The sequence below is a fragment of the Caulobacter sp. FV1ye13L genome (assembly GCF_058681155.1).
The window spans coordinates 15001-39746 of record NZ_CM178732.1 but is presented as its reverse complement, the minus strand read 5'-3'; the positions used below and the strand labels follow the sequence as shown (position 1 = coordinate 39746).

Below are 24746 nucleotides of genomic sequence, written 5' to 3'. Positions count from 1 at the left end.
CCAGACTTCGCGCGACCCCGACCTGCGCTTTGATCAGCATAAGAACGGCTACAAGGCCAGCAGCGCGGCCAAACGGTTTGGTGTGCGACTGGTCCCCGACCTGACCGAGCACCTCAATCCCATGCGACAGTGGGAGTCTTTGGAACTCGAGGCAGCCCTCGCCGACGCGTTTAGAGCCGCCGGCGTGCCTTGGGTGGAGGGTGGTCACTGAACCCTTGAGGGGGGGGCGTGAATGTCCACGTTCTGGAGCCACCTCAACCTCAGCTTCTGGCGCGTCTCTGACCCCAGGGGCGCGCCCCTGGGACGCCCTGCGCCGAGGGACAATGCCAACTTGCTTTTGGGCCACTTCTAAGTTGCGCCGACATACACAGCCCGTCTTGCATCGGGCGAAAAGCCGCGCCACTCTCTGCCTTAACAATGATAACATTCAGGGAGGGCGTCAGGGTCATGGCCAGCGAACGCTTCGATTACATCGTCATCGGCGCCGGTTCGGCGGGCTGCGTCCTGGCCGCGCGACTGACGGAAGATCCCAACATCAAGGTGCTGCTGCTGGAAGCCGGCGGCAAGAACACCTCGATCCTGGTCAAGATGCCCGCCGGCGTCGGCGAACTGATCAAGGCCAAGGGCGAGCAGAACTGGGGCTTCTGGACCGAGGAAGAGCCGCACCTGAATAACCGCAAGCTGTGGTGGCCGCGCGGCAAGGGCCTGGGCGGCTCCTCGGCGATCAACGGCATGATCTATATTCGCGGCCATGCGCGCGACTATGACCAGTGGCGGCAGATGGGCCTGTCGGGCTGGTCGTATTCGGAGGTGCTGCCCTATTTCAAGCGCTCGGAAACCCACCATGCGGGTGGCGACGCCTATCATGGCGGCGAGGGCCCGCTGCACGTGTCCGGGGGCGAGTCGCCCAGCCCGTTCTATCCTGCCCTGATCGAGGCGGGACGCCAGGCGGGCTACAAGACCACCAAGGATTTCAATGGCTACCAGCAAGAGGGCTTCGGGCCCTACGACCTGACCATCCGCGACGGCAAGCGCTGGAGTGCGGCAGCGGCCTATCTGACGGCGGCCCTGTCGCGGCCGAACCTGACGTGCGTTACCGAAGCCCGCACCACGAAGATCCTGATCGAGAAAGGCCGCGCCATCGGCGTCGACTACGTCGTCGGCAAGGGTGGCGAAAAGCGCACGGCCCACGCCGACGCCGAGGTGCTGCTGAGCGCCGGCGCGGTGCAGTCGCCGCAGATCCTGCAGCTGTCGGGCATCGGGGCGCCGGATCTGCTGAAGTCACACGGCGTGGCGGTGGTCCAGGAGTCCAAGGGCGTCGGCGCCAACCTGCAGGATCACCTGGACGTCTGCCTGTCGTGGACGACCAAGAACCTGACGACCGCCTATTCGGCCAACAAGGGCCTCAGGAAGCTGGGCACCGGCCTGTCCTACATGCTGATGGGCAAGGGGATGGGGCGGCAGCAGTTCCTCGAGAGCGGCGCCTTCCTGAAGTCTCGGCCCGACCTGGACCGTCCCGACCTGCAGATCCATGGCGTGCTGGCCATCATGCAGGATCACGGCAAGACCCTGATCGAGAAGGACGGCTTCACCCTGCACGTCTGCCAGCTGCGTCCGGAAAGCCGCGGCGCGGTGGGTCTGCGCTCGGCCGATCCGTTCGACGATCCGACCATCCTGGGCAACTACCTCGCCGCCGACGAGGATCGCCGCGCTCTGCGCGAGGGCGTCCGCATGGCGCGTGAAGTCGCGGCCCAGGCGGCCCTGGACCCCTATCGTGACGCTGAGTATGCGCCGGGCGCCGATGTGCGGGCCGACGCCGATCTCGACGCCTGGATCCGGGCCAAGTCCGAAACCATCTATCACCCGGTCGGCACCTGCCGCATGGGCGCGGCGGGCGACGCCATGGCGGTAGTCGACGATCAGCTGCGCGTGCAGGGGATCGCAGGCCTGCGGGTTGTCGACGCGTCGGTCATGCCCACCCTGGTGGGCGGCAACACCAATGCTCCGACCATCATGGTGGCCGAGCGGGCGGCGGACATGATCATGGGCAAGGCGGCCCTGGCGCCGATGGACGCGCCGGTGTTCGAGGACGGACGAGCTGTGGCGGCGTGATCCTCTAGCCATGCAGCGTCGCCCCCTCGGCCGTTCCGGCCTCTCGATCGCCCCGCTGGTCTTTGGCGGGAATGTCTTTGGTTGGACGGCGGACGAGGCGACCTCGCACCGCCTGCTCGACGCCCTTGTCGGCGGCGGCTTCAACGCCGTCGACACGGCCGACGTCTATTCGGCCTGGGTTCCCGGGCACGACGGGGGCGAGTCCGAGAGCGTCATCGGCCGCTGGCTGAAGGCGCGGGGCAGGCGCGACGACGTGCTGATCCTGACCAAGGTGGCCATGTGGCCCAAACAGCCGGGCCTGTCGGCCGCCAATATCGCGGCGGCGGTCGAGGGTTCGCTGCGGCGGCTGCAGATCGACTATATCGACCTTTATCAGTCGCATCAGGACGATGCGGCGACCCCGGTCGAGGAGACACTGGAGGCCTATGGCCGCCTGGTGAAGGCGGGCAAGGTGCGGGCCATCGGGGCGTCCAATTTCTCACCGGCCCGGCTGGCCGAGAGCCTGGCGGCTTCGGCGGCCAACGGTCTGCCGCGCTACGAGACAATCCAGCCGAAGTTCAATCTCTATGACCGCGACGAGGTCGAGGGTGAGCTGGCCGCTCTGACGGCGGCGGAAGGCCTGGGCGTCATTCCGTTCTACGGTCTGGCCGCAGGCTTCCTGACGGGCAAGTATCGCGCTGAGGCCGACCTTGAAGGGCGCGCGCGGCGACACACGATCAAGCGCGACTACATGAACGACAAGGGCGTTCGGGTGCTTGCGGCCCTGGACAAGGCTGTCGAGGCGACCGGAGCCACGCACGCCCAGATCGCGCTGGCCTGGATCATGGCCCATCCGGCCATCACCGCCCCCATCGCCAGTGCGACCAGCGTCGCCCAGTTGGAAGAACTGATGGGCGCGGCTCGGCTGATCCTGCCCGCCGAGGTGGTCGCCGACCTCGACGCGGCCGGGCGGGGCTAGCCGCCGTGAGCGCCGCGCTGATCGAGAGCAGTCTGGAGCAGGCGGCCCAGCGTTGTGACGATCTCACGCCCCTGGTCTATGAGCGGCTCTTTCGCCAGCAGCCGGACATGGAGCCGCTGTTCTGCATGGACGCCAATGGCCAGGTGCGCGGCGAGATGCTGTCGCAGGTGATCCGGGCCATCCTGGACTTCATCGGCGAGCGTCAATACGCGGCCACCCTGATCCAGTCCGAAGCGATGAACCACGCTGGCTATGACGTGCCGCCCCAGGTGTTCGGGACTTTCTTTGGCGTGGTGGCTGACACCCTGCGCGAGGTGCTGGGCGCGGACTGGACAGCCGAGATCGACGTGGCCTGGCGCGAACTGCTGGTCGAGCTGGACTACTACGTCACCCATACCAACCAGTTCGAGACCACAAAGGCCGCGAGGGGCTAGGCGATCCGGCGGCCGTCCAGGGTGGCCAGACGCAGCCGTGCGCCTTCCTGATTGGCGAGGCCCAGGGGCTGGATCTGGCGAACGCCCAGTTCATAGGCCGGGCGACCTTCCAGGCGCGCGGTCATGGCGATGGGCTGATAGAGGCCCAGGAAGCGGTCGGTTTCGCCGTCCACGCCGCGCAGGGGCGCAAACAGCACCTCCATGCCGACCGACGGAACCCCCTGGGCCCGAATGTCGGCCGTCACCACCACCGGCTGGCAACGGCGACGGGCGATCTCCAGCGACGACTTCAGCTCCAGCCGATGCGACAGCGCCCACAGGCTGAGCAGATCCTCGCCGCGCAGATCGCGGGCGTGCAGGTCGGCCAGGAACCCGCCGGCCAGACGGAAGGGCATGCGGCCCAGCTTCTCGCGTCCGGCAATGAAGACCTGAGGCAGAAGGTCGGTGAAATCGCCCGGATTGATGTCGGCGCGCGACGGCGCGGGCGCGTCGCCTTTGCGGTCGCGCCAATAGTCTATCAACCGTTGTGTGCTTGGATGGAACATCGTCGTCCCCTCAGCGGGTCCTTCCACGGCTGTTTTTTGCCGCATGGGGCTTGCTAGGAGATCCGGGCCAAAGCCCCGACCGTCCCGTTTTGGCGCAAGCCGACCGGGAGGCGGGCGGCGGCTCGATTCTTGCTGGCCAAACGGCCGGACGACGTCGTGTGAAGGGGATCGCAATGAAGGCGCCGAAACGATCGATGCGCGGGCTGACCTGGGGCCTCGGCACCCTGCTGGGCAGCCTGTCGCTGGGCGGCGCGGCCTATGCTGCGGGCTGCACGACCGGCTGTCCGCCACCGACCCCGGTCTGTTGCAAGCCTCCGGCGCCGCCGCCCAAGCCTCCCAAACCGCCCACTCCCCCGTGCTGCACGCCGGGTCACAACGTCAATATTCCGGGCGTGAACATCAATGTCGGCGCGACGGTGATCGTCAACGCCAATGCCAACGCCACGGCTTCGGCCGGCGCGTCTTCGGGCGCGGGCGCCGGGGCCGGCGGGGGCGCCAGCACCAACGTCTATTATGGTGGCGGCGGTCACGGCGGTTACTATTCTGGTCCGATGTCGACCGGCTATATTCAGGGCCTCAATGTCGAGGGCGGCGAAGTGCGCCGTCGCGCATCGTATGAAGCCACCCGCACCAAGCTGCGCCGCGTCGTCATCCGCGCCGTGTGCCTGGACGATCGTGACGTGCCGCACCCGGCCTCCCAGGTCACGCCCGACCGCGACATCGACGACCGCTATGACGGCGAGCTGTATCGCTGCATCGCCGGCTCGCGCATGCAGTACGTGATCGGCGACTACGAGAGCAGCATCGACATCAGCACCAATGGCCGCGGCGCCCAGACCTATATCTGCGCCAAGAACGAGGCCCTCTATCATGCTCCCGGCGCAGGCCAGGCCGGTCAGGCGGGTACCTTGACCTGCCGACCGCAGCGTCCGGCCCGCGACTGCAACGAGCGCTCGCTGCTGCGCCGCTTTGGCGCTGGCGTGAAGATCCTGACCATCCTGACCAGCGAGACCTACACGGCCTATCGCGAGGAGCAGGTCCGCGAGACCAGCGCGTCTTCGATGAGCTTCAGCCTCGATGGCGGCGTCGGCGGCGTGGTCTACTAGACCTTCGCCATCGCCGGAAAAGTTCAGGCCCTCCCGCCAGCCGGCGGGAGGGCCTTTTCGTGTCTACTTGGCTTCCGGCTTGACCAGCACGGTCCAGGACCTGTCTTCGCCCAGGAAGGTGCGGGCGGCCTTCTGGACGTCGGCGGCCTTGACCCGTTCCAGCCCGGCGATCACCGAGCGGGTGGCGTCCAGGATCCGCAGATCGGTCTGGGCGCCCGACAGGTTGCCCAGCCAGTATTCGTTGGTGACCCGCGACTTCTCGATCTGGTCGATGCGCGGCTTCTTGGCCCGCTCCAGTTCGTCATCGGTGACGGGCTTGTCGCGCAGGTCGGCGGCGATCTGGCGGATGGTGGCGGCCACGCCGTCCAGCTTGTCCGGCGGCACCTCGACGCTGACCGACAGATAGCCCCAGTCGTTGAAGATCACGCTGTGGGTGGCCCCGGCCGAGGGCGAATAGGTCGCCCCCTGCTTTTCGCGCAGTTCGTCGGTCAGCCGCAGCTGCATCACCTGGGCCAGTACCGAGGTGTCGCGCGAGCGCTGCAGGTCGGAGAACAGATCGTCGGTCCTCCAGCTCATGAACAGCTGGGCCTGGTCGGCGCGACCCTTGTGGGTCAGCACCACCGGCGTCTGTGACGGGGCGGGGAAGGGAACCTGACGCGCGGCGACAGGATCGGCCAATCCCGGACGGGTGGGCAGGGCCCCGAAGGTCTCGGCTACGGCGGCGATCGCCTTGTCGACCGTGATGTCGCCGACGACCACGACCTCGATCGCGCCCTTGCTGAGCGGATCTGTGACCGCCGCCTTCAGGCCATCGAGCGAGGCGGCGGCGATGTCCGTGCGGGACGGGAAGGTCCAGCGCCTGTCGCCGTTGTGCAGCAGCCCGCTGAGGTCGCGCCCGATGACGCCGCCGGTGGTGGTTTCCAGCTGGTCGTGAATGGTGCCGTAGTAGGTCTTGATCCGCGAGAAGGCCTCGGGCCGCCAGCCCGGCTCCATCGCGAAGCCGGCCAGCACCTGCAGTTCCGTGCCGATATCCTCGGGCCGCGTGCGGCCGCTGAGGGTGAAGGCGTCATCCTCGACGCCCAGGCTGGCGTTCCAGATCTTGCCGTTCAGCACACGCTCCATGTCCTGGGCGCTGATCTGCTTGAGACCGCCCTCAATGAAGGCCGAGCTGGACCACAGCGGGCTCTGGGCCCCCGAGGGCAGATCCAGCAGGCCGTTACCGATGCGGGCCTTGATCAGCACCTGATCGTCGCGGAACTTGGTCGGCTTGACCGTCAGTCGCACGCCGTTCTCGAACCGCACGAAGACGGTGTCGAGGTCGGTGACGTCCTTCTGCTCGGCGACCTTGCCGATCGGTCCGAAGCTGGCATAGGGCCAGGCTGTGACGCCAGGCGCGGCGGGGGGCAGCACGGCGACCTTGCGCAGGTCTGCATAGGCGGCGAGCACCGCCTTTGCGTCACCCTCGATATTGGTTGGGCTGGGGATCAGGATCAGTGGACCCTGGCCGGTGAAGGCCGCTTTCAGCGCCGCGCTGACACGGTCGGCGGTCAGGCCTTTCACGATCTCGTCGAAGGCGGCCAGGTTCTGGCTAGGGCTGGTGACGGTCTCGCCGTCGCCGAGGGTTCCGACAATGCCGCTGGCCAGGGCGGTTGTGCGCTGGGTGGCCTCACCCGACACGGCCGCGACCAGGGATGAGCGCATGCTGGCGATCTCGCGGTCCAGCTCGTCCTGGCGCACGCCGTATTGCACGACGCGGCGCTGTTCCTGATCCAGGGCCGATAGCGCCTCGCGCCAGCGGCCGGGCTGGGCGGTGGCGCCCAGGGTGGTCATGCGCACGGCGCCGTACTGATCGCCGGTGAAGGCCCCGCCGGCGATGAAGGGCGGATCGGCCGCGCGACTCAGGGCCTGCATCCGGCGGTTCAGCACCGCAAAGCCCAGGTTCTTGAGCGTGTCGCGCTCGTCGGCAGCCTTGGTTTCGATCCTGTCGTCCGGCGCGCCGGCCCAGGATAGCTGCACCGACAGGGCCGCGCCGGGCTCGACAATCACCCTGGCGGTCTCGCCGCGCTTGGCCACCTTGCCGACCACGGGATCAGCGCCGGCCGGACCCTTGGCGGTCCAGTCGCCGAAGCGGGTCTTGATCTTGGCCTCCATGGCGTCGAGGTCGAAGTCGCCGACCGCCACCAGCACCGCCCGCTCAGGGCGATAGTAGGCCTCGTAATAGTCTCGGATGCGCTTGGCGGGGGCGGTCTTCAGCACCTCGGTCTTGCCGATGGGAATGCGCTTGGGTGGCAGCTGGCCTTCCATCTGGAAGTCCATCGACTTGATGGCCACGCGATAGCCGGGGCTGTCGCGGGTGCGCTCTTCTGACAGCACCACGCCGCGCTCGCGATCGACGGCCTCGGGCGCGATGGTCAGCTCGCCGGCCGCCTCGCGCAGCAGCATCAGCGAGGTGTCGACCGTCGCGTCGTCGGTCTTGGGAAGGTCCAGCTGATAGATGGTCTCGTCGAGGCCGGTGGAGGCGTTGGTGTCGGCCCCGAAGGCCAGGCCGTGGCGCTCCAGGATCTTGATCATCTCGCCTTCGGGCACGTTCTTGCTGCCGTTGAAGGCCATGTGCTCCAGGAAGTGGGCCAGGCCCTGTTGGTCGTCGGCCTCCATCATCGAGCCGGTGTCGAACCACAGGCGCAGGGCGGCCTGCTGGGGCGGGGTGGCGTTCTTCATCAGGGCGTAGCGCATGCCGCTGGGCAGGACGCCGAACCGCACGCGGGGGTCGGGCGCGACGTCCGACACCTCATGAGCCCACTGACCGGGCTTCAGCGACGCCAGGGTCGGCCCAGCGGGCTGGGCCGGCGCGAGGATCGCCTCCCTGCCAGGCAGGGACGGCAGGGACGGCATGGACAGCTTGGGCAGGGCCGAGCAGGCGGCGAGGGACAGGCCGACGGCGGCCAGAAGTGTCAGGCGCGAAGCGCGAATCATAGACAGCCTAAGGTTAGGTGAGCTTGGTCGAAGCCACACCTTGGGCGTCCGTGAAGGCGCAAGCAAGGCGGCCAGCGCCCCGCGAAAGCCGTGATCAGGCGGCGGCGCCGTCGCCGCTCTGACGGCGCAGGCGCCAGAAGCGGATGGTCCGCAGCGCGGCGTCCCGGGGCAGGGCGCCATAGAGTTCGCCATAGACCTTGGCCTTGCCCATCACATCGTCGGACGGATCCAGGATCAGCAGGGCGAAGGTCAGGAACAGAGCGCGGTCGAAATCGGCCGCCCTGCAGACCACGGCCAGGGCGTCGAGCTCGCGGCGCTCGAGGATCTTGCGGGCGGTGTGGAAGTCGATATCGGCCATGTCGGCCAGGGCGACCAGGAACAGCGTGGTCTTTTTGGCGCGCAGCATCCCGGCCAGGGCCTGGGGCGAGACGCCGCCCTTGGCCTTGATGGCGTGGAACTCGTTCTCGGCCTGGGCGTGATCGACGGGCAGGGCGCCGTCCTGGGCGGCCACGCGCTTGCGACCGGCATTGAGCGCCGCTTCCAGCGTGGCCGGATCCATGTCGGCGTTCTTCTCCATGATCCGGTCGCGAAGCTTGGCCTCGACCATGAAGTACATTTCGTTGAGCAGATCGACCGGCAGGCTGTGGCGGTCGATGACGGCCTCATGCAGGGCCGGATTGGCGGCGGCGCGGTCGACGACGGCCTCATGCGCTTCACGCGACAGTACAGCGCCTTCGTTGCGCAGCAGGACGCCAAGCGTGTCGTCATCGCCGCGCTGGACGATGGCGTCCGATACCGCGCTGGGAACGCTGGAGCGCTGCGAGATGGCGCGCAGATGGTCCTGGCCGCGGGTACGGGCCACTTCCAGCAGGTCTTCTTCCGACAGGCTGGACGAGCCGCGCAGGATCGGCTGGGCGACGGCGATGCTGTCGAGGGCCAGAGCCCTGTTGAGGCCGCGGGGCGGGGCCGGCGCGTGGCTCAAGCGCTCGGCCAGCTCGACCTTGACAGCCTCTTCCATCTCGCCGGCCAGCTGGCTCATGACGTCGTCGAAAAGGCCCATCTGCACGGGGTCGTGGACATCGCCGGCGAAGAACAGATCGGTGACGCCGCGCAGCAGTTCGCGGCGTTTTTCGCTCGACGGCTCGTCGGCCAGGGCGATCAGGTCGTGAAGCCTGGACTGCATCAGAGCGACTGGTCCTTGTGGTCGCGCTCGCCGTCTTCGTCGCCGCGCGCGCCGGCCGCCAGCCATTCGGCCGAACCATGCCGGGGATCGTCGTCCTTGAGGCGGGGCGCTTCTTCGGACGGAGCGATGAACACCATGCCGTTCGGCTGCAGCGGGGGCAGGGCGTCAGGCTGCTGGCCATATTGCCGGCCTACGGAGTAGGTGCGGGCCATGCTCGGGGCCATGGCCTGCGACGGAGGCGAATAGGACGCCATCGTCGCGGGCGCGGGCGAGGCCTTGAGCTGCGCCGCCGGGATCGATGGGCGGTTGATCTGGGGCGGGGGGGCGATGGGCTGACGTTCGGTCTGGGCGACCGGCCCCGTGGGCTGTGGTCGTGCGCCAAGGCTCCGCCAGGGTTCCGACATCGGCGCCTGGGCCTGGGCGTTGGTCATCGTCTGGCGCGCCTGCGGCGCGACATAGGGCTGACGCCAGGGTTCCGATACGGGCTGAGAGCCTTGGGCGCGCGGCGCGGCGGGCTCCTGCTTGCCGGCCCAGCCCAGGATCGGCCCGCCATAGCCCGACGCGGGGGTCAGGGCGCCCGTCTGGCGGCTTGGTCGCGGACCATAGCGGCTCTCGCGCGTGTCCTCAGCGCGCGCGGCGGACGCGGCGCAAGCAAGGACGGCGATGAGAACCATGGTGCGCATGAGGCGGCCTGACGGAGGACTCCGAGGCTTCAGCCTTAGCCTGCCCCGCTTAATCCGGACCTAACGTCCGCGCCAAACTGCGAGCAGTCGACGCTCGGCCAGCTCCATCAGGGCGTGAAGCGCCACACCCAGCAGGGCCAGGGTCAACAGGGCGGCGAACACGCGCGCGGTCTGCAGGCGATTATAGGCCTCCAGGATCCGCCAGGCGAGGCCCTGGGAGCCGCCTGAACCGGCGACGAACTCGGCCACCACTGCCCCGATCACGGCCAGGCCGGAGGCGACCTTGTGGCCTTCCAGAAGCGCGGGGACGGCCGAAGGCAGCCGCAGGCGCCACAGGCGCTGGGCTGACGATGCGCCATAGAGGTCGAAAAGGCGGGCCAGGTCTGGATCCACGGCCTTCAGGCCGGTCAGGGCGCCCGAGAAGATCGGGAAGAAGGCGACGACGGCGGCCAGGCCGATCACGGCGCGCTCGGGATGGTCGATCCCCGCCCAGATGGTTACCAGCGGCGCGATGGCGACCAGCGGCGTGACTTGCAGCGTGACGGCGATGGGACGGATCGCGTCTTCCAGCAGGGGGCTCAGGCTTACCGTCAAAGCCAGGGCGCAGGCCAGCAGGCTGGCGATGGCCAGCGCCAGCAGGGCCGTCGACAGCGTGCCCCAGGCCGAGGCCAGCAGCAGCGGCCAGCCCTCGATCAGGGCCGTCCAGATCGCGCTGGGTGGCGGCAGCAGATAGGCCGGCACGGCCAGGCGCGCGCAGGCCAGCTCCCAGCCCGCCAGCAGCAGGCCGATCAGCACGAGCGGCGACAGGAAGGCCGACAAGGTCCTCACGCGGCGCGAACTCCGGCCTGGGCCAGCAGGCCCGACACCGTCTCGGCGGCCTGGCGAAAGGCTTCGGTGGTGCGAAAGCCTGCGGGGCGGATCAGGGGGGCGTCAATGGCCACTTCTCCCGCGATGCGGCCGGGGCCGGGGGTCATGACCACGACACGGCCGGCCATATAGACTGCCTCCTCGACATTGTGGGTGACGAAGATCATGGCCGGAGACAGCTCGGCAGCCAGAGCCAGAACGTCATCGGCCAGGGCGCGGCGGGTGATCTCGTCCAGCGCCGCGAACGGCTCGTCCAGCAGCAGCAGGCGGGGGCGGGTGACCAAGGCGCGGGCTAAAGACACCCGCATGGCCATGCCGCCCGACAACTGGGCGGGCCGCGCCGCAAGCGCTTCGCCCAGACCGACCTTGGCCAGGGCCTGGGCGGCGGCGGTCATGGCGTCGGCGTGCCGCTCGCCGGCCAGTTCCAGAGGGAGGGCCACATTGGCCTGGGCGCTGAGCCACGGCGCGAGCGTGGGAGCCTGGAAGACCACGGCGGTCTCGCCCCTGCCGGCGGCGCGGGTCACGGCGCCCCGTGTGGGCTGTTCAAGTCCCGCCAGCAAACGCAGGGCGGTGGACTTGCCGCAGCCGGACGGCCCCACGAGGGCGACGATCTCGCCGGCGCGCAGATCCAGATCCACCGGCCCCAGGACGCGGCCGCGCCTGGCGTAGTCGACTTCGACGGCGGAAAGAGCGGCGATGGTCAGTGTCATTGGCCCTTGGGCAGGAACTGCAGCGTGTAGGCGCCCTTGTAGTCCATATCCTTGGGATAGACGCCCTGATCCGATGCGACCTTGAAGAACTCCGCCCAGCGGGCGTCGGTCATCTGGCCAATGCCGTCCTTGGGGACGATGCCATAGGACCGCATCTTTTCGCGGGCCTGGTCGAGGACGTCCTGGGTCATCTCAGGATTGTCCTTGAGGATGGCCGCGTCGCCCGGCTTGGCGTCGCCATAGAGATAGGATTTCCAGCCCGCAGCCGTGGCCTCGACGAAGGCCTGCGCGGCCGACGGGTTTTTGGCAATGAAGCTGTCGGGCATCAGAGCCATCGAGGCGTAGGCGGGATAGCCGCTGTCGGCCAGCAAGAACACTGCCGGCTTGATCTTGCCCTCCTTCTCGATGAGGTAGGGCTCGCTGGTGGCATAGCCCTGCTGGACAATGCGCTTGTCGGCCAGGAACGGCGCTGCGCTGTAGTTGTACTTGCGCACTTGAGCGTCGGTGAAGCCGTACTTGGCCTTCAGCCAGACCCAGAAGGCGGTGATCGAGGCGTCCGCCAGCAGGATTGGTCGGTCCTTCATGTCGGCGATCGAGTTGATGCCCTGGCCGGGGTGGGCGATCAGCACCTGGGGGTCCTTGTCCATGAAGGCGGCCACGGCCTTTACGGGGGCCTTTTCCTTGGCCAGGTTCATGACGATGAAGCTGTTGGAGCCGACCCCGGCATCCACCGCGCCCGTGGCCAGCAACTGGGGCACGTTCACGCCGGGACCGCCCTGGATCAGGGTCACATCCAGCCCGCGCCTGGCGTATTCGCCAGTAGCCAGGGCCTGATAGTAGCCGCCAAGCTCGGCCTGGGCGCGCCAGTCGGTGGCCAGCTTCATGGCGGTGCGACCGGGAGCGTCGGCGGGTTCCTGCCCGGCGGGCGAGCAGGCGGCGAGCAGCGTGCAAAGGGTGAGCACGGCCAGTTTGCGGAAACCCATGAATCCCTCCCGGACAAGGTCGCGAGAGGTTAGGCGGCGCGGCCGCATCTTCCAAGAGCGAACGCGGTTCGGCTAGTCGATGCTGGTGGGCGCGGTCCGCCAGCGCTCGACCTTGGCATAGAGCACCTCGCGCTGAATCGGCTTGGCGATGTGATCGACCATTCCGGCCGCGTAGCAGCGCTCGACCTGCTGGGGCAGGGCGTCGGCGCTCATGGCGATGATCGGAATCCGGCTGGCGGGCGAGTTCAGGGCGCGGATGGCGCGGGTGGCGGCCAACCCGTCCATCAGCGGCATGTGGATGTCCATCAGGATCATGTCATACTGGCCGCTCGCCGCCGCCTCGACGGCCTGCTGGCCATTTTCGGCGATGTCGACCTTGCAGCCCGCCAGGGTCAGCAGGGCGACGCCGATTTCGCGGTTCATCGGATGGTCGTCGACCAGCAGGATGCTGGCGGCGCCTGGCAAAAGGGGTGTCCGTTGCTCGGGAACGCCCAGGGACTCGGCGATCGGCGCGGCGATCTCCATCCAGAAGCATGAGCCGCGACCCGGCACGCTGTCGACGCCAATCTTGCCGCCCATCAGTTCGACCAGCGCCCGGCTGATCGCCAGGCCCAGGCCCGCGCCGCCATAGGTGCGGCTTGCCGAACTGTCGATCTGCGAGAAGCGCTGGAACAGCAGGGCCTGCTTCTCGATCGAGATGCCGGCGCCGGTGTCGGTGATTTCGAAACGCAATCGATCTTCATGATCGCCCGGCTCGACAATCAGGGTGGCGTCGATGCGTCCCGTATCGGTGAACTTCACCGCGTTGTTGAGCAGGTTGAGCAACACCTGGCGCAGGCGGGCGTCGTCCAGGTCGTGCAGGGCGTCGATCGGATCGATGATCTCGAGGTTCAGTTTGAGGCCCTTGGCGCGCGCCTCAGGCGCCATGATCGCGACGGTGTCGCGCAGCAGGTTCGCCGCCGAGGTCGGCTGCGGCGCCAGCTCCACCTGGCCGGCCTCGACCCGCGAGAAGTCGAGGATGTCGTTGACCACGGTCAGTAGGGCGCCGCCGGCGGAGTCGATCAGGTTCACTTGCCGCCGGACGTCCGGCGGCAGGTCGTTGCGGGCCGCCAGCAGTTGAGCAAAGCCCAGCACGCTGTTCAGCGGGGTGCGGATCTCGTGGCTCATGGTCGCCAGGAACTCGGTCTTGGCCTCGGTCGCGGCCAGGGCGCGGGCGCGGGCGGCGCGGGTCAGTTGTTCGCGGCGCACCAGAAGGCGCTTCAGGCGCTCCTGCTGCGCCAGGGCCAGGCCGGTCGCCAGATTGGTGCCGAACAGCAGGCTGATGAAGACCTGGGCGACGCGGGTGGGATTGGCGGTTTCCCATCGCATGCCCATGGCCAGATAGCCGGTGGAAGTCACCAGGGGAATGGCGATAAAGGCCACCACCAGAGAGCTTTCCGCAGCCCCCCGGGCGCCCAGTCGAAAGGCGGCCAGCATGGCCAGGGGGAAGATCAGGAAGGGCGCCGGAACACCGTCAGGATGAAAGCAGACCGCAGTCATCGCGGCGATCGACGCATACAGCGCCAGGCGCTCGGTAATCGAGCGATGGAAGGCGCGACGATGCTCTGCGTCCAGCAGCACCAGCACAGCGGGGAGCACGACGGCGAGCCCCAGGCCGCTTCGCGCGAACCAGGCCCACATCAAGGTCAGCACGGGCGCTCCCGAGATTATCGAGAGCAGCGGCGCGCAGATGAGCGCGGCGGCTGCGGCGATGGGGGCGCCTACCGCGACGAGAAGCGCTAGCTGCCGCATTGTCCGCAGCCGCAGCAAGCCGCCGGAAATCCGGCGCGCCACGGCCCAGACCGCATAGGCTTCCAGAACGTCGACGCTGGTGAAGAGCAAGGCCTTGCCGAGGCTGTCTCCGACAAGCAGGTCGATGATCAAATGGAAGACAATCATCACGCTGGTCAGGGCGATGCGGCGCTGCGCATTCAGCGCCATCAGACCGACGATCAGGAGGCCGTTCGCGGGCCAGAACGCCGCGACACCCAGATTGGTCCGGGTCAGGAAATCGCTGAAGGCCAGGCTGGCGACGACGGCCACAGCCAAGCTCAGCAGCAGGGTGTTCTGCCGCCGTTGTTCTTGTTGTGCCAGCTGTTGCCGCATGTTTGTCCTGTCCCCCCGGATCAATACGCTTCCGACTGTTCAGGGTTGCTGCCCAATTTGGTCGCTGTGGCGCTTTGTCGCAGGCGATGATCGCTTTCGACTAAGGTCCGACCTTGAGCCAACCCCCTTTTACTTTGGCGGAGGCACGACAATGCATAAGACAGCGGGCGCTTCAAGCACAGGTCGCGTCTCAAGGCCGCCCGGCCGGTCGTTGCCGCGTTCCTGACAGGCGCTTGTCGGGGGGCGTCGGGGCAATCACCCGGCGAGTGGGTTGATCGCCGGCGAGCGGGTGACGCGGCGGCAGGGCTGCCAGACCCGCCGCCAGAACTTCAACGACACCACAGTCCGCCATCGCTGGCGATCTTGGTCCATAGACCTATCCCGCTCCCTCGCCACACTGAGCGGAAGCTGGCATTCCAATAGCGCACGAGCGGGAAGAGAGCGGTCGGGTAGCCGCTAGCTGGAAAGGGTCTCGCGCTTCTCTTCCAGAGCCATCCAGTCCTCTTCGGCCTGCGCCAGGTCAGCGCGGGCCTTGTCGAGGGTCTTCATGACCTTGTCGAAGCCGGCGGGATCGCGCGCGTAGAAGTTCGGATCGGCCAGCCGGGCTTCCAGATCGCCGATGATCTTGGGGCTGGCCGCGACCAGGGCTTCGCACTCCTCGAGCCGACGCTGATCCTTGTAGGACAGTTTGACGGTCTTCTTGGGCGGGGCGACTATCACCGGGGCGGCCTTGGGGGCTCCCGTGGCGAAGTCGCCGCCACCGGCCCCGCGCGCGCCCTTGAAGAAGTCGGGGCTCTGGTCGATCAGGTCGCTCCAGCCGCCCGGCGTTTCGATCACCTGGCCATGGCCGTTCATGGCGATGGTCGAGGTGGCCAGGCGGTCGATGAAGTCGCGATCGTGGCTGACCAGGATCAGCGTACCTTCGAAGTCGGCCAGCAGGTCCTCGAGCAGGTCCAGCGTGTCCATGTCCAGGTCGTTGGTGGGCTCATCGAGCACCATCAGGTTGGTGGGCGTGGCCAGGGCGCGGGCCAGCAGCAGGCGGTTGCGTTCCCCGCCCGACAGGCTGGTCACGGGCTGTCGCAGCTGGGCCTCGGTGAACAGGAAGTCCTTGGCGTAGCCGGCCACATGCTTGGGCAGGCCGCGCACCAGGATGGAGTCGCCGCCGCCGGGAGTCAGGAAGTCCCAGACGGTGATCTTGTCCGACAGGGCCATGCGGGCCTGGTCGACATAGGAGATCTCGAGGTTGGTCCCCAGGGTGACCGTGCCGGAATCGACCGCCAGCTCACCCAGCAGCAGCTTGACCAGCGTCGTCTTGCCGGCGCCGTTGGGGCCGACTAGGGCCACGCGGTCGCCGCGCAGGATGCGGGTCGAGAAGTCTTCGACGATCACCCGGTCGCCGAACTTCTTGGTGACGTTCTTGGCCTCGGCAACCTTCTTGCCCGAGGTCCCCGCCGCTTCGACAGCCATGTAGATGCTGCCGCGCATGTCGCTCTGGCGATCCTTCTTCTCGGCGCGAAGGTCCATCAGGGCGCGGCGGCGGCCTTCATTGCGGGCCCTTCGCCCCTGGACGCCACGCGCCAGCCAGGCGTTCTCGCGCTCCAGCGCCTTGTTCAGGCGGCGCGCTTCGTCGGCGTCGGCGGCCATGACCGCCTCGCTCCAGGTCTCGAACTCAAGGAAGCCCTTGTCCAGTCGGCGCACCTTGCGGTGCTCGAGCCAGAAGGTGCGCTGGGTGACGCGGTTCAGGAAGGCCCGGTCGTGGCTGACGATCAGGGCGGCGCACTTGGAGCCGGCCAGTTCCTCTTCCAGCGTCTGGATGGCGAAGATGTCCAGGTGGTTGGTCGGCTCGTCCAGCAGCAGCACGTCGGGCTGCTCGGCGAAGGCGCGGGCCAGGGCCGCGCGACGCTTCTCACCGCCCGAAAGGCCTTCGGTGCCCTTTTCGGGGTCGAGGCCAAAGTCGGCCAGGGTGGCCTGGGCTTCGTAGTCCTGGGCGCCGCCGGCGGTGCAATAGTCCAGCAGGGTTGCGCCGGTGATCTCCGGCTCCTGGCTGACGAAGACAATGCGCGCGCCGGGCTGCACGATACGCTCGCCGCTGTCGGGTTCGGCGCCCTGGGCGGCCAGGATCTTCAACAGGGTGCTCTTGCCCGCGCCGTTGCGGCCGACCAGGCACGCGCGGATGCGCGGCTCCAGCGCCAGGTCGACGCCGTCGAACAGGGGCTTGGCGCCGTCGGCTAGCCGGACGTCCTTGAGGGCGAGAATGGGCGCGCGGGCAGGGGAAGCCATAAGGTGCTCGTACTGGGGGAGGCGTCAGAGTGTCGCGGAGGATGCGGCCTATAACAGGGATGGCCGGGAAAAGACGCCAAAATCCGGGTGATCCGGCTCGATTACCTGGCAAGGCGTCATCTGGCGCGGGGCGCGACACAATCGCCCGTTAACAGGTGGCCAATCGCGACATGCCTAGGGTCAAGCTGTCCCTGTGAGGTGAATGCGCGCCTTGTCGTCGAAAATCGGCATACCCACCGCTTCTGCTCGTCTTCCTTTCGCGGTGGACGGCTTCGATAGTCTGCGCCAGCCGGTCTGGGTGTTTGATGACGCGCGCAAGCGCAAGGTCTACGCCAATCGGGCGGCGCTGGAGCTATGGGGGGCGGTCTCTCTCGAAGAGCTCCAGGCGCGAGACTTCGCGGATCAGTCTCCGGCTGTGCGCATCCGGATGGACGCCATCAGTGAACGCATCGCCCGAGGCGAGACCGTTCATGACCGCTGGACCTTTTATCCCCACGGCGCGCCCGTCACGGTGCGAACAGCCATATCGCTCATTCCACTGCTGGATGGCGGATCTGGCATGTTGTTCGAGGCGGCCGAGGTCGAGGCGCAAGAGCATCGGGCCATAGAGGCCTTGCGGCACACCACGGTGCTTGTCGCTCTGTACAATACCGAGGGCGCGCGGCTGTTTGCCAACCCGGCGGCGATGGCCGCCTATCCGGCTGACAATGCCTCCTTCGTCGATTCCTTTGTGGATCGCGAGGCTGGCGAGCAGGTCTGGCGCAACGCCCTGTCTGGACGACCGGGCTTTGGGTCTTTCCTGCTGGCGACGTCTGCTGGCGCTCGCTGGCATAGCGTCGACGCCCGCTGGGCCCGTGACCCCGTCAGCGGCGACTGCTGCGTGCTGGTCAACGAGACTGACATCACCGCCGAGATCGAGGCCCGTTCGGCCCTGGGTGAGGCCCGCGAGCGCGCCGAAAGCGCCGTGCGGGCGCGTCAGGAGTTCCTGGCCAATATGAGCCACGAGCTTCGCACGCCCCTGACCAGCGTCATCGGCTTTGCCGACTTGCTGGCTGACAGCGCTCTGGACGACGTGCAGCGCAGCCAACTGGGTCGAATCCAGGATGCAGGTTCGGCCCTGATGGCGACGCTGAACGACGTGCTGGACCTGTCCAAACTTGAGGCCGGCGGCGTCGAGCTGCAGCCCCGTCCGTTCGCGCTGCGACCCATGCTCTCCCAGGCCGTCGGCATTGTGGAGGCTCAGGCCCTGGCCAAGCGCCTGGCTTTGATCATGACGATCGACGAGAGCTGTCCGGCCTGGATCGAAGGCGATCCGGAACGTCTGCGACAGGTGCTGGTCAATCTGCTGGGCAACGCCGTCAAGTTTACCGACGAGGGCGCCGTAGGCTTGACGATCACCCGACGGCCCCACCCGGACGCCACCATGGCCCGCCTGGAATTTGCCGTCAGCGACACTGGCGTCGGGGTGCCCGAGGCTATGTTGGGCATGGTCTTCGACCGTTTCGCCCAGGCCGGACCGGAGGTTACCCGCCGCTTTGGCGGCACCGGGCTGGGGCTGACCATCACCCGGCAGCTGGTTGAAATGATGGGCGGCCAGATCGGCGTCGACAGCACGGCCGGTCAGGGCTCGCGCTTCTGGTGCGTCGTCGACCTGCCCGTCGCCGGCAGGATCGAGACGTCCGCACCGGTTCTCGCGCCACGCATGGCGGGAGGCCTGCGGCTGCTGGTGGCGGACGATAACGAGGCCAATCGCGAACTGATCGGCGCTATCCTTCGGTCGGCGGGCCATGACGTCCAGGTCGTCCGCGACGGCGCCGAGGCGCTGGCGGCGGTTCGGTCGGGCGATTACGACCTTGTCCTGATGGACGTGCGGATGCCGGTGATGGACGGCTTGACCGCCACCCGCAGCATTCGGGCCCTGGACGGCGATGTCGCGGGGATCCCGATCATTGCCCTGACCGCCAATGTCCTGGCCGATCAGGTGGCCTTCTATCGCGAGCAGGGCATGGACGACCATGTCGGCAAGCCGATCAATCCGCGCGACCTGCTGATCAAGATCGCCCAGTGGAGCGCGGCAAGGGTCCAGCGAGACCCCGCAACCGCCTGACGCCTCAGGTGCCGGGCGAACTCACATAGAAGCTGGCGTTGTTGCCGGTGGCGGTGGTGACGCCGCTGACCGAGCGTGCCGAACCGACAGTCGTGGTCGTGCGTGCGCCGACCTCGGCGCTGTTGACCTGATTGTTCTTGATCGTCATCTGGCCGCTGCACTGCGAACAGGCATAGCCAGTGACCGCATTGCCCATGGCCGTGGACGAGACCACGGCGTCATAGCCGTCATTGCCCTCGAAGCTGGCTATAACCTCGACCCCGCCGCCTTCGTTGGTCTGGATGTTATCCAGCACAACCTCGGTTCCATAGTTGCCGACCAGGGCGGAATTGCCGACGCCGTGGGCCCCGACCTGGGCGGCGCTGAACTGGTAGGAGGTCGCCTCGGCCTGGGCGCGGACATAGGCGGTGTTGTACTGGCTTGAGGCCACGTCCAGCAGCGGGCCTTCATTGGTCGCCGACAGGTTGTTGCCGCTGGCCGAGGCCGCCGTGCTGGTCAGGTAACTGGAGCCATAGGCCGTGAACTTGCTGGCCTGGGTGATGCCGGCATTGGACTGCTCGGTGATCACCCGCGCCGCCGACTGCTCGGTTCCCGACAGGGTGATATTGTTGCCTGTCGCCGTGCCGGCGACGGCGGCGGTGCCGGCGATCGCGCTGGCGATCGCGCCGCCATCGGCCAGGACATTGGCCGTATTGCCCTGGCTGACCCGCACGCCCATGGCCCCGTTGATCAGGGTCAGGCCCTGGCTATTGCCCTGGGCCAGGGTGCTCATCGACATGTCGTGCAGTTCGGCCTCGTGAGCCTCAAGCTGGCTGCGCGCCGTGACCGGTCCGGTGTTCAGCTGGGTGGCGCGGCCTGTCAGCGTGCCATTGTCGGCTGCCGCCGTACCCGCGTTGCCGACTGCCGTGGTCGTGAAGTTGCTGTTATTGCCGCCGTTGGTCCCGACATTGACCACACCGTGCGCGAGGACCGCGCCGGCGTTTTCCTGGTTCGAGGTCATCGACGCGTCGGTGTTCTGCACCGAAATCAGGGCGCTGTTGGCCGGCGCAATGGTGCTGGCGCTAAAGCCGTCGGTGACGGTCTCGACGTTCAGGGTCTGCTCGGCGAACACGTCGCCCAGATTGATCTGGTTGTTCAGAACCGTGCTGGGCGCGGTCTGGCTAGTAGCGACCCCGCTTAGCATCGCGCATATCGGGATCGCTGCGAGCGTTCCAGCGAGACGGGTCTTCGCGGGTCTGCGCATTGTTGGTTCCCAGATTGTTGTAGGCCGGCACGAAAGCGCCCGTCTGTCCGACGGTGGAATCGCCCATCGGGTCGTAGCGCATGCAGCCCTGCGGGCCCGGCATGCCGTAGAGATTGGCGCTGAACTCGACGACCGAGCGCTCGATCAGGGCACGGACGGCCAGCTGGATCGGCTCCAGCGCGCCCCGGCCGCCCGAGATGTCGAACAGGTTGCCATTGAGGAAGTCGAAGACCCCCAAGCTGATCTCGCGGCCCACGACCTGCTTCTGATAGGCGACGACGTCGACCACCTCCAGCGTGCGGGTGTTCACCAGGCGCAGGTCCAGCGCGATGTTCATCACGAACACCCGACGCTTGAAATTGCCCTTCAGGCCGTCGGTGTCCTTGTCGCCGGCATAGGCGTCGATGCCGGCCGAACGGATGTTGTAGTTCAGCTCAGTGATGCCGCCGACCACATAGAAGTCCGAGCCCGGCACCTGGCCGGCCAGGATCCGGCGATAGTCCACAGGCACGTCCGCGCTTGGATTGGGGCGGTCGCTGATCAGCTTGTTGTTGGCGTACTTCAGCTCGAACTCCGACACCGAGGTGTCGAAGCGCTCGACCATCGGCATGCCGGCCTTGGCGAAGGCGGTCATGGCCAGCAGGGAGGCGCCTTGCGTCACCTTGCGGCCCGAGCCGTCAGACTCTTCCTTGCCGGTATAGTCGGCGATACGGCCGATCGCGACGCGCGGCGCGGCGATGCGGTTCTGCTTGGCGTACTGATTGAGGCAGACCAGCGCCGCCGAATAGTCGGTCGGGTTGGCGGTGACGGGCGCCTTGCCGATCGGCTTGGCGTAGTTTCCCTCCATCGACACCTTGGGCATGCCTGTTCCGCACGCCGTCAGGGCGGTGCAGGCCAGGACCGCCCCGATGAACGCGAGACGCTTACTTTCCATCGGATCCGCCCTTGACCGACGATCCCGCCGAGATGTTGCCGGTATTGGTCTGGGTCGAATTGACGATCACCGTATTGTTGTTGCCCTGGGTGATGACCGTCAGATTGTTGCCGATCGCCGTCGAGCTGCTGTAGCCGCGACCCCCAACGCCGGAATAGGCGTCGAGCGACCCCGAGGAATTGCTCGACGAATAGACGCTCTGGTCGGCGCCGGTCAGCATCACGCCATCGACCACGACGCGGTTGCCGTTGGCGTCGCGGGTCGAATATTCGACCATGCGGCTTTCCTGGCCGGCGATACGACCATAGCCGGCGTTGAAGGCGGCAGAGTTGCTGGACATCGTCTGGGCGCCGGCCGCGCCGAGCGCGCCAAGGCCCACGACGGCGGCGGTGAAGCCTGCGCCAAAGCCGATGCTGTTCTTGATCTGCCAGGCCATGAGAGCCTCCGCGACTGCCGACCCGAAGGTGCAAGCAACCCTCGTGCCAAATTCATACAGTCTCTGGTCTAGCGCCAAGGTCTCGCAAATTGGTTAAGCGGGAGAAGGTGCGACCCTGAATCGCGTGCGCCCCGCGAGTCGACCGCCTAGGTAAGAGTGTGATGACCCCCGACCGTCCCGACGACCGCCCCGAACCGATCTTCAACGCGCCCTGGCCGGCGGTGCTGGCGGCTGTCAGCATCCTGCTCCCGAACCTGGTGCTGGGCGGGGCCAGCGACGAGACCGTCTATCGCCTGGCCCTGGAGCCGGTGCGGATCTGGCGCGGCGACGTGGCAGGGCTGGTGACGTCGCTCTTTGTTCATGGCGGCTGGATTCACGCCCTGATGAATGCCGCCTTCGCCCTGGCCTTCGGCGCTCCGGTTGCTCGCCTGCTGGGTCTGGGGGTGAGGGGAGGGAGCGTCTTCGTCGTCTTCTATATAGTGTGTGGCGTCCTGGCCGGTCTGGGCTATGCGGCGATCCATCCGGGATCGACCAGTCTGGTCGTCGGCGCTTCGGGCGCTGTGGCCGGCCTGATGGGCGCCGCCGCCAGATTGATGGATCGACCCGGGCGGCTGAGCAGCCCGCTTGCGCCGCGCGCCCTGTCCCTGGCTCTCAGCTGGCTGGTCATCAATCTGGTGATGGCGGCGCTCGGGGGTTTCCCGGGCCTGACGGGAGCCGTGGCCTGGGAGGCGCATCTGTTCGGCTTCGCGGCCGGGGCCCTGCTCATCTCGCTGGCCGTCCGCCTGAGCCCAAATTCAGAGACCCATTGATCCCCGAACCGCTTTGCGAGACGCTCGTCATTATAAGAACGAACAAGGGAGATGCGCAGTGCTGGTTTCTCAGATCCTGAAAGACAAGGGCGACCTGGTCTTCACGGCCTCGCCGCAGGAGACGGTAGGAGCGGCTGCGGCCCTACTCCATACCCGCCGCGTGGGAGCCATGGTTGTCCTCGACGCCGACGAAGCGATTGTCGGCATTCTGTCGGAACGCGACATCGTGCGTGTAATCGCTAAGGAAGGCGCGGGCGCCCTGAACAAGCCGATCGCCGCCTGCATGAGCGCCGAGGTGATCTTCGCCCAACCCGAAGAGTCCATCGACATCCTGCTCGAACGCATGACCGACCGCCGCATTCGCCACCTGCCGGTGGTGCGTGACGGGCGCTTGGTCGGGATCATTTCGATCGGCGATCTGGTGAAGTATAAGATCAATGAGGCCCAGGCGGAGGCCGAAGGGCTCAAAGCCTACATAGCGGCAGGCTAACCCCCCAGCAGTTCCGCGCCTTCGCCGGCGACGGCGTCGGCCAGGCTGTAGCCTTCCAGAACCAGGGCCGTGGCGTCGCGGGCCTTGAGCAGCGCCTCGCGCAGGGCGCAGCTGGCCAGGTCGCGGCAGTCCTCGCAGCGACGGAAGGCCGTGCGGCTGACGCAGGGGGCCAGGGCCAGGGGGCCGTCAACAAGGCGGATGACCTCGGCGAAGCTGATCGCTGTGGCCGATCGGCCCAGCATATAGCCGCCGAACTTGCCTCTGCGGCTGACGACCAGGCCCTCGCGCGCGAGGGCGAGAAGGATAGCCTCCAGAAACTTGCGGGGTGCGTCGGCGCGGATCGAAAGCTCGCCCGCCGTGACCTGCCCGTCCTCGCGGGCCAGTTCGATCATCGCGCGCAGTGCGTATCGGGCCTTTTGGGACAACATGGACGCTCGTGCTCCTCTAATCCCGACTTCTGGGGGAGGAGAAGACGAGGCGCAAGCATCCGTGCACAGGTCAATGGTCCGCCTGGGGACATTTCAGGGGTTTAGCGCTTGCGAGTCCGGTGGGGGGTCTCTAGAAGCCGCCCCTCGCTTCGGGGCCAACGCCCGTCGGACGAAATCAAGGCTTTCGGGCCTTGCTTTTCGGAAGATGGATCGATAGGTTCCGCAGCTTCAATCGAACCGGTCACGGAAATGACAAGCGCTCCTTACGGCGCGCTTACGGATCCGTTTTTGTCTCTGGATACGGCGCTTGCCGGGCTGGAAACAAAGTTCAGAACGGTCGGTTGACAGGGGGTTTTGGTTTCGTTAGAAGCCGCCCTCCTTGAGAAATACCAAAGTGGTTCGCAAGAACTTCCAAGTATTTCGAAAGTCTAGTTGGTTGTTTTTTCGAAGATTTCTTCAAAATAATAGCTTGACTAGATTGGCTGGCTTCTTTAGAAGCTGCCAACTCTTCCGGATCTGCCTTCGGGTTGGTCAAGTTGAGAAAGTCAGATGGTTTTGAAAAAAACGATTTGACACGGAATTCGAGGTTGGATAGATAGCCGCCTCCGCCGACACCGGGCGCAAAACGGTGGTGCTGCTGAGAGGCGGTTCTGGGAGCTTCGGCTCTGGGTCTTTGACATTGTTGATTTGGAAAGAGAAACGCAGGCGGCGGCGCTCTGGCGATAGACTGAAAAGGTCTATCTCGAACGCTGACAAATGCGGTCTCTTGAAGACACCATGAATATCATTGGAGCAAAACTTCGGTTTTGATCCATCGATGTGAATGGGAACTCGTCAAGATACTATGCAAACCAGAACCAATTCCTCGGTTTTCCCCTTGGAATTGAAGTCTGTGTTAGCGGTCAACTCAACCTGAGAGTTTGATCCTGGCTCAGAGCGAACGCTGGCGGCAGGCCTAACACATGCAAGTCGAACGGATCCTTCGGGATTAGTGGCGGACGGGTGAGTAACACGTGGGAACGTGCCTTTTGGTTCGGAACAACTCAGGGAAACTTGAGCTAATACCGGATAAGCCTTTCGAGGGAAAGATTTATCGCCATTAGAGCGGCCCGCGTAGGATTAGCTAGTTGGTGGGGTAAAGGCCCACCAAGGCTACGATCCTTAGCTGGTCTGAGAGGATGATCAGCCACATTGGGACTGAGACACGGCCCAAACTCCTACGGGAGGCAGCAGTGGGGAATCTTGCGCAATGGGCGAAAGCCTGACGCAGCCATGCCGCGTGAATGATGAAGGTCTTAGGATTGTAAAATTCTTTCACCG

Annotated in this window: 20 protein-coding genes and 1 rRNA gene (1 of these 21 running past the window's edge); 8 read left to right on the top strand and 13 right to left on the bottom strand. The window is 66.6% G+C overall.

Features of this window, described 5'->3' with window-relative positions; translation table 11 throughout:
• Window positions 1-447: 447 nt before the first annotated feature.
• The 3 genes from ACW176_RS00170 to ACW176_RS00160 are packed head-to-tail and all read left to right on the top strand — an operon-like array spanning window position 448 to window position 3504.
• The gene (locus tag ACW176_RS00170) at window positions 448-2112 is read left to right on the top strand and encodes a choline dehydrogenase (protein WP_492110411.1); all 1665 of its coding nucleotides are present in this window, start codon (window positions 448-450) and stop codon (window positions 2110-2112) included.
• Window positions 2113-2122: 10 nt separating this feature from the next.
• Window positions 2123-3070 carry an aldo/keto reductase gene (locus ACW176_RS00165; protein WP_492110410.1) on the top strand — a complete coding sequence of 316 codons (948 nt, stop codon included), beginning with the start codon at window positions 2123-2125 and terminating at the stop codon, window positions 3068-3070.
• 5 nt (window positions 3071-3075) lie between these two features.
• The gene (locus ACW176_RS00160) at window positions 3076-3504 is read left to right on the top strand and encodes a globin domain-containing protein (RefSeq protein ID WP_492110409.1); all 429 of its coding nucleotides are present in this window, start codon (window positions 3076-3078) and stop codon (window positions 3502-3504) included.
• Here ACW176_RS00160 and ACW176_RS00155 read toward each other — a convergent pair.
• Complete coding sequence (locus ACW176_RS00155; protein WP_419317922.1) at window positions 3501-4049, bottom strand: PAS domain-containing protein; 549 nt, start codon at window positions 4047-4049, stop codon at window positions 3501-3503. The genes ACW176_RS00160 and ACW176_RS00155 overlap by 4 nt on opposite strands.
• Before the next feature lie 173 nt (window positions 4050-4222).
• On the opposite strand from ACW176_RS00155, the gene ACW176_RS00150 reads away from it, so the two are divergent.
• Complete coding sequence (locus ACW176_RS00150) at window positions 4223-5155, top strand: hypothetical protein (RefSeq protein WP_492110408.1); 933 nt, start codon at window positions 4223-4225, stop codon at window positions 5153-5155.
• A 63-nt stretch (window positions 5156-5218) separates the two neighbouring features.
• Here the strand turns inward: ACW176_RS00150 and ACW176_RS00145 are convergent, their stop codons facing one another.
• The 8 genes from ACW176_RS00145 to ACW176_RS00110 form a co-directional block, all read right to left on the bottom strand.
• Window positions 5219-8128 (bottom strand): M16 family metallopeptidase, encoded by a 2910-nt coding sequence (locus ACW176_RS00145; RefSeq protein ID WP_492110407.1) that lies wholly within the window; start codon window positions 8126-8128, stop codon window positions 5219-5221.
• A gap of 94 nt (window positions 8129-8222) precedes the next feature.
• Window positions 8223-9311 (bottom strand): DUF2336 domain-containing protein, encoded by a 1089-nt coding sequence (locus tag ACW176_RS00140; protein ID WP_492110406.1) that lies wholly within the window; start codon window positions 9309-9311, stop codon window positions 8223-8225.
• Window positions 9311-9994, bottom strand: a complete 684-nt coding sequence (locus tag ACW176_RS00135; protein WP_492110405.1) for a hypothetical protein — start codon at window positions 9992-9994, stop codon at window positions 9311-9313. Before ACW176_RS00135 ends, ACW176_RS00140 begins: the two co-directional genes overlap by 1 nt.
• Window positions 9995-10054: 60 nt before the next feature.
• Complete coding sequence (locus ACW176_RS00130) at window positions 10055-10813, bottom strand: ABC transporter permease (RefSeq protein WP_492111856.1); 759 nt, start codon at window positions 10811-10813, stop codon at window positions 10055-10057.
• Between the two features lie 5 nt (window positions 10814-10818).
• The gene (locus ACW176_RS00125) at window positions 10819-11571 is read right to left on the bottom strand and encodes an ABC transporter ATP-binding protein (protein ID WP_492110404.1); all 753 of its coding nucleotides are present in this window, start codon (window positions 11569-11571) and stop codon (window positions 10819-10821) included.
• Window positions 11568-12554, bottom strand: a complete 987-nt coding sequence (locus ACW176_RS00120; RefSeq protein ID WP_492110403.1) for an ABC transporter substrate-binding protein — start codon at window positions 12552-12554, stop codon at window positions 11568-11570. The genes ACW176_RS00125 and ACW176_RS00120 overlap by 4 nt, the downstream gene beginning before the upstream one ends.
• A gap of 72 nt (window positions 12555-12626) precedes the next feature.
• The gene (locus ACW176_RS00115) at window positions 12627-14699 is read right to left on the bottom strand and encodes a hybrid sensor histidine kinase/response regulator (RefSeq protein ID WP_492110402.1); all 2073 of its coding nucleotides are present in this window, start codon (window positions 14697-14699) and stop codon (window positions 12627-12629) included.
• A gap of 456 nt (window positions 14700-15155) precedes the next feature.
• Window positions 15156-16979 carry an ABC-F family ATP-binding cassette domain-containing protein gene (locus tag ACW176_RS00110; RefSeq protein ID WP_492110401.1) on the bottom strand — a complete coding sequence of 608 codons (1824 nt, stop codon included), beginning with the start codon at window positions 16977-16979 and terminating at the stop codon, window positions 15156-15158.
• A 211-nt stretch (window positions 16980-17190) separates the two neighbouring features.
• Here ACW176_RS00110 and ACW176_RS00105 point away from each other — a divergent pair, with 211 nt between their 5' ends.
• Entirely contained in the window at window positions 17191-19086 is a 1896-nt protein-coding gene (locus ACW176_RS00105; RefSeq protein WP_492110400.1) for an ATP-binding protein, read from the top strand.
• 4 nt (window positions 19087-19090) lie between these two features.
• On the opposite strand, the gene hfaD is transcribed toward ACW176_RS00105, so the two are convergent.
• The 3 genes from hfaD to hfaA are packed head-to-tail and all read right to left on the bottom strand — an operon-like array spanning window position 19091 to window position 21699.
• Window positions 19091-20269, bottom strand: coding sequence for a holdfast anchor protein HfaD (hfaD, locus tag ACW176_RS00100; protein WP_492110399.1), 1179 nt, complete (start codon window positions 20267-20269; stop codon window positions 19091-19093).
• Window positions 20247-21263 carry a holdfast anchoring protein HfaB gene (hfaB, locus tag ACW176_RS00095; protein WP_492110398.1) on the bottom strand — a complete coding sequence of 339 codons (1017 nt, stop codon included), beginning with the start codon at window positions 21261-21263 and terminating at the stop codon, window positions 20247-20249. The genes hfaD and hfaB overlap by 23 nt, the downstream gene beginning before the upstream one ends.
• Complete coding sequence (hfaA, locus tag ACW176_RS00090) at window positions 21253-21699, bottom strand: holdfast anchoring protein HfaA (protein WP_419252090.1); 447 nt, start codon at window positions 21697-21699, stop codon at window positions 21253-21255. The genes hfaB and hfaA overlap by 11 nt, the downstream gene beginning before the upstream one ends.
• 161 nt (window positions 21700-21860) lie before the next feature.
• Here hfaA and ACW176_RS00085 point away from each other — a divergent pair, with 161 nt between their 5' ends.
• On the top strand, window positions 21861-22508 hold the full coding sequence (locus ACW176_RS00085; RefSeq protein WP_419317899.1) for a rhomboid family intramembrane serine protease: 648 nt from the start codon (window positions 21861-21863) through the stop codon (window positions 22506-22508).
• A 58-nt stretch (window positions 22509-22566) separates the two neighbouring features.
• Window positions 22567-22998, top strand: coding sequence for a CBS domain-containing protein (locus ACW176_RS00080; protein ID WP_419252088.1), 432 nt, complete (start codon window positions 22567-22569; stop codon window positions 22996-22998).
• Here ACW176_RS00080 and ACW176_RS00075 read toward each other — a convergent pair.
• Window positions 22995-23426 (bottom strand): RrF2 family transcriptional regulator, encoded by a 432-nt coding sequence (locus ACW176_RS00075; RefSeq protein ID WP_492110397.1) that lies wholly within the window; start codon window positions 23424-23426, stop codon window positions 22995-22997. The genes ACW176_RS00080 and ACW176_RS00075 overlap by 4 nt on opposite strands.
• Window positions 23427-24334: 908 nt before the next feature.
• On the opposite strand from ACW176_RS00075, the gene ACW176_RS00070 reads away from it, so the two are divergent.
• Window positions 24335-24746: ribosomal RNA gene (locus ACW176_RS00070) — 16S ribosomal RNA — on the top strand; it runs 1072 nt beyond the window's last position.

What these genes read in the sequence shown, in the direction of transcription:
- ACW176_RS00170 (WP_492110411.1), top strand. Translation starts at nt 448, where the DNA reads ATGGCCAGCGAACGCTTCGATTACATCGTCATCGGCGCCGGTTCGGCG.
- ACW176_RS00165 (WP_492110410.1), top strand. Translation starts at nt 2,123, where the DNA reads ATGCAGCGTCGCCCCCTCGGCCGTTCCGGCCTCTCGATCGCCCCGCTG.
- ACW176_RS00155 (WP_419317922.1), bottom strand. Translation starts at nt 4,049, where the DNA reads ATGTTCCATCCAAGCACACAACGGTTGATAGACTATTGGCGCGACCGC.
- ACW176_RS00150 (WP_492110408.1), top strand. Translation starts at nt 4,223, where the DNA reads ATGAAGGCGCCGAAACGATCGATGCGCGGGCTGACCTGGGGCCTCGGC.
- ACW176_RS00145 (WP_492110407.1), bottom strand. Translation starts at nt 8,128, where the DNA reads ATGATTCGCGCTTCGCGCCTGACACTTCTGGCCGCCGTCGGCCTGTCC.
- ACW176_RS00140 (WP_492110406.1), bottom strand. Translation starts at nt 9,311, where the DNA reads ATGCAGTCCAGGCTTCACGACCTGATCGCCCTGGCCGACGAGCCGTCG.
- ACW176_RS00135 (WP_492110405.1), bottom strand. Translation starts at nt 9,994, where the DNA reads ATGCGCACCATGGTTCTCATCGCCGTCCTTGCTTGCGCCGCGTCCGCC.
- ACW176_RS00125 (WP_492110404.1), bottom strand. Translation starts at nt 11,571, where the DNA reads ATGACACTGACCATCGCCGCTCTTTCCGCCGTCGAAGTCGACTACGCC.
- ACW176_RS00120 (WP_492110403.1), bottom strand. Translation starts at nt 12,554, where the DNA reads ATGGGTTTCCGCAAACTGGCCGTGCTCACCCTTTGCACGCTGCTCGCC.
- ACW176_RS00115 (WP_492110402.1), bottom strand. Translation starts at nt 14,699, where the DNA reads ATGCGGCAACAGCTGGCACAACAAGAACAACGGCGGCAGAACACCCTG.
- ACW176_RS00110 (WP_492110401.1), bottom strand. Translation starts at nt 16,979, where the DNA reads ATGGCTTCCCCTGCCCGCGCGCCCATTCTCGCCCTCAAGGACGTCCGG.
- hfaD (WP_492110399.1), bottom strand. Translation starts at nt 20,269, where the DNA reads ATGCTAAGCGGGGTCGCTACTAGCCAGACCGCGCCCAGCACGGTTCTG.
- hfaB (WP_492110398.1), bottom strand. Translation starts at nt 21,263, where the DNA reads ATGGAAAGTAAGCGTCTCGCGTTCATCGGGGCGGTCCTGGCCTGCACC.
- hfaA (WP_419252090.1), bottom strand. Translation starts at nt 21,699, where the DNA reads ATGGCCTGGCAGATCAAGAACAGCATCGGCTTTGGCGCAGGCTTCACC.
- ACW176_RS00085 (WP_419317899.1), top strand. Translation starts at nt 21,861, where the DNA reads ATGACCCCCGACCGTCCCGACGACCGCCCCGAACCGATCTTCAACGCG.
- ACW176_RS00075 (WP_492110397.1), bottom strand. Translation starts at nt 23,426, where the DNA reads ATGTTGTCCCAAAAGGCCCGATACGCACTGCGCGCGATGATCGAACTG.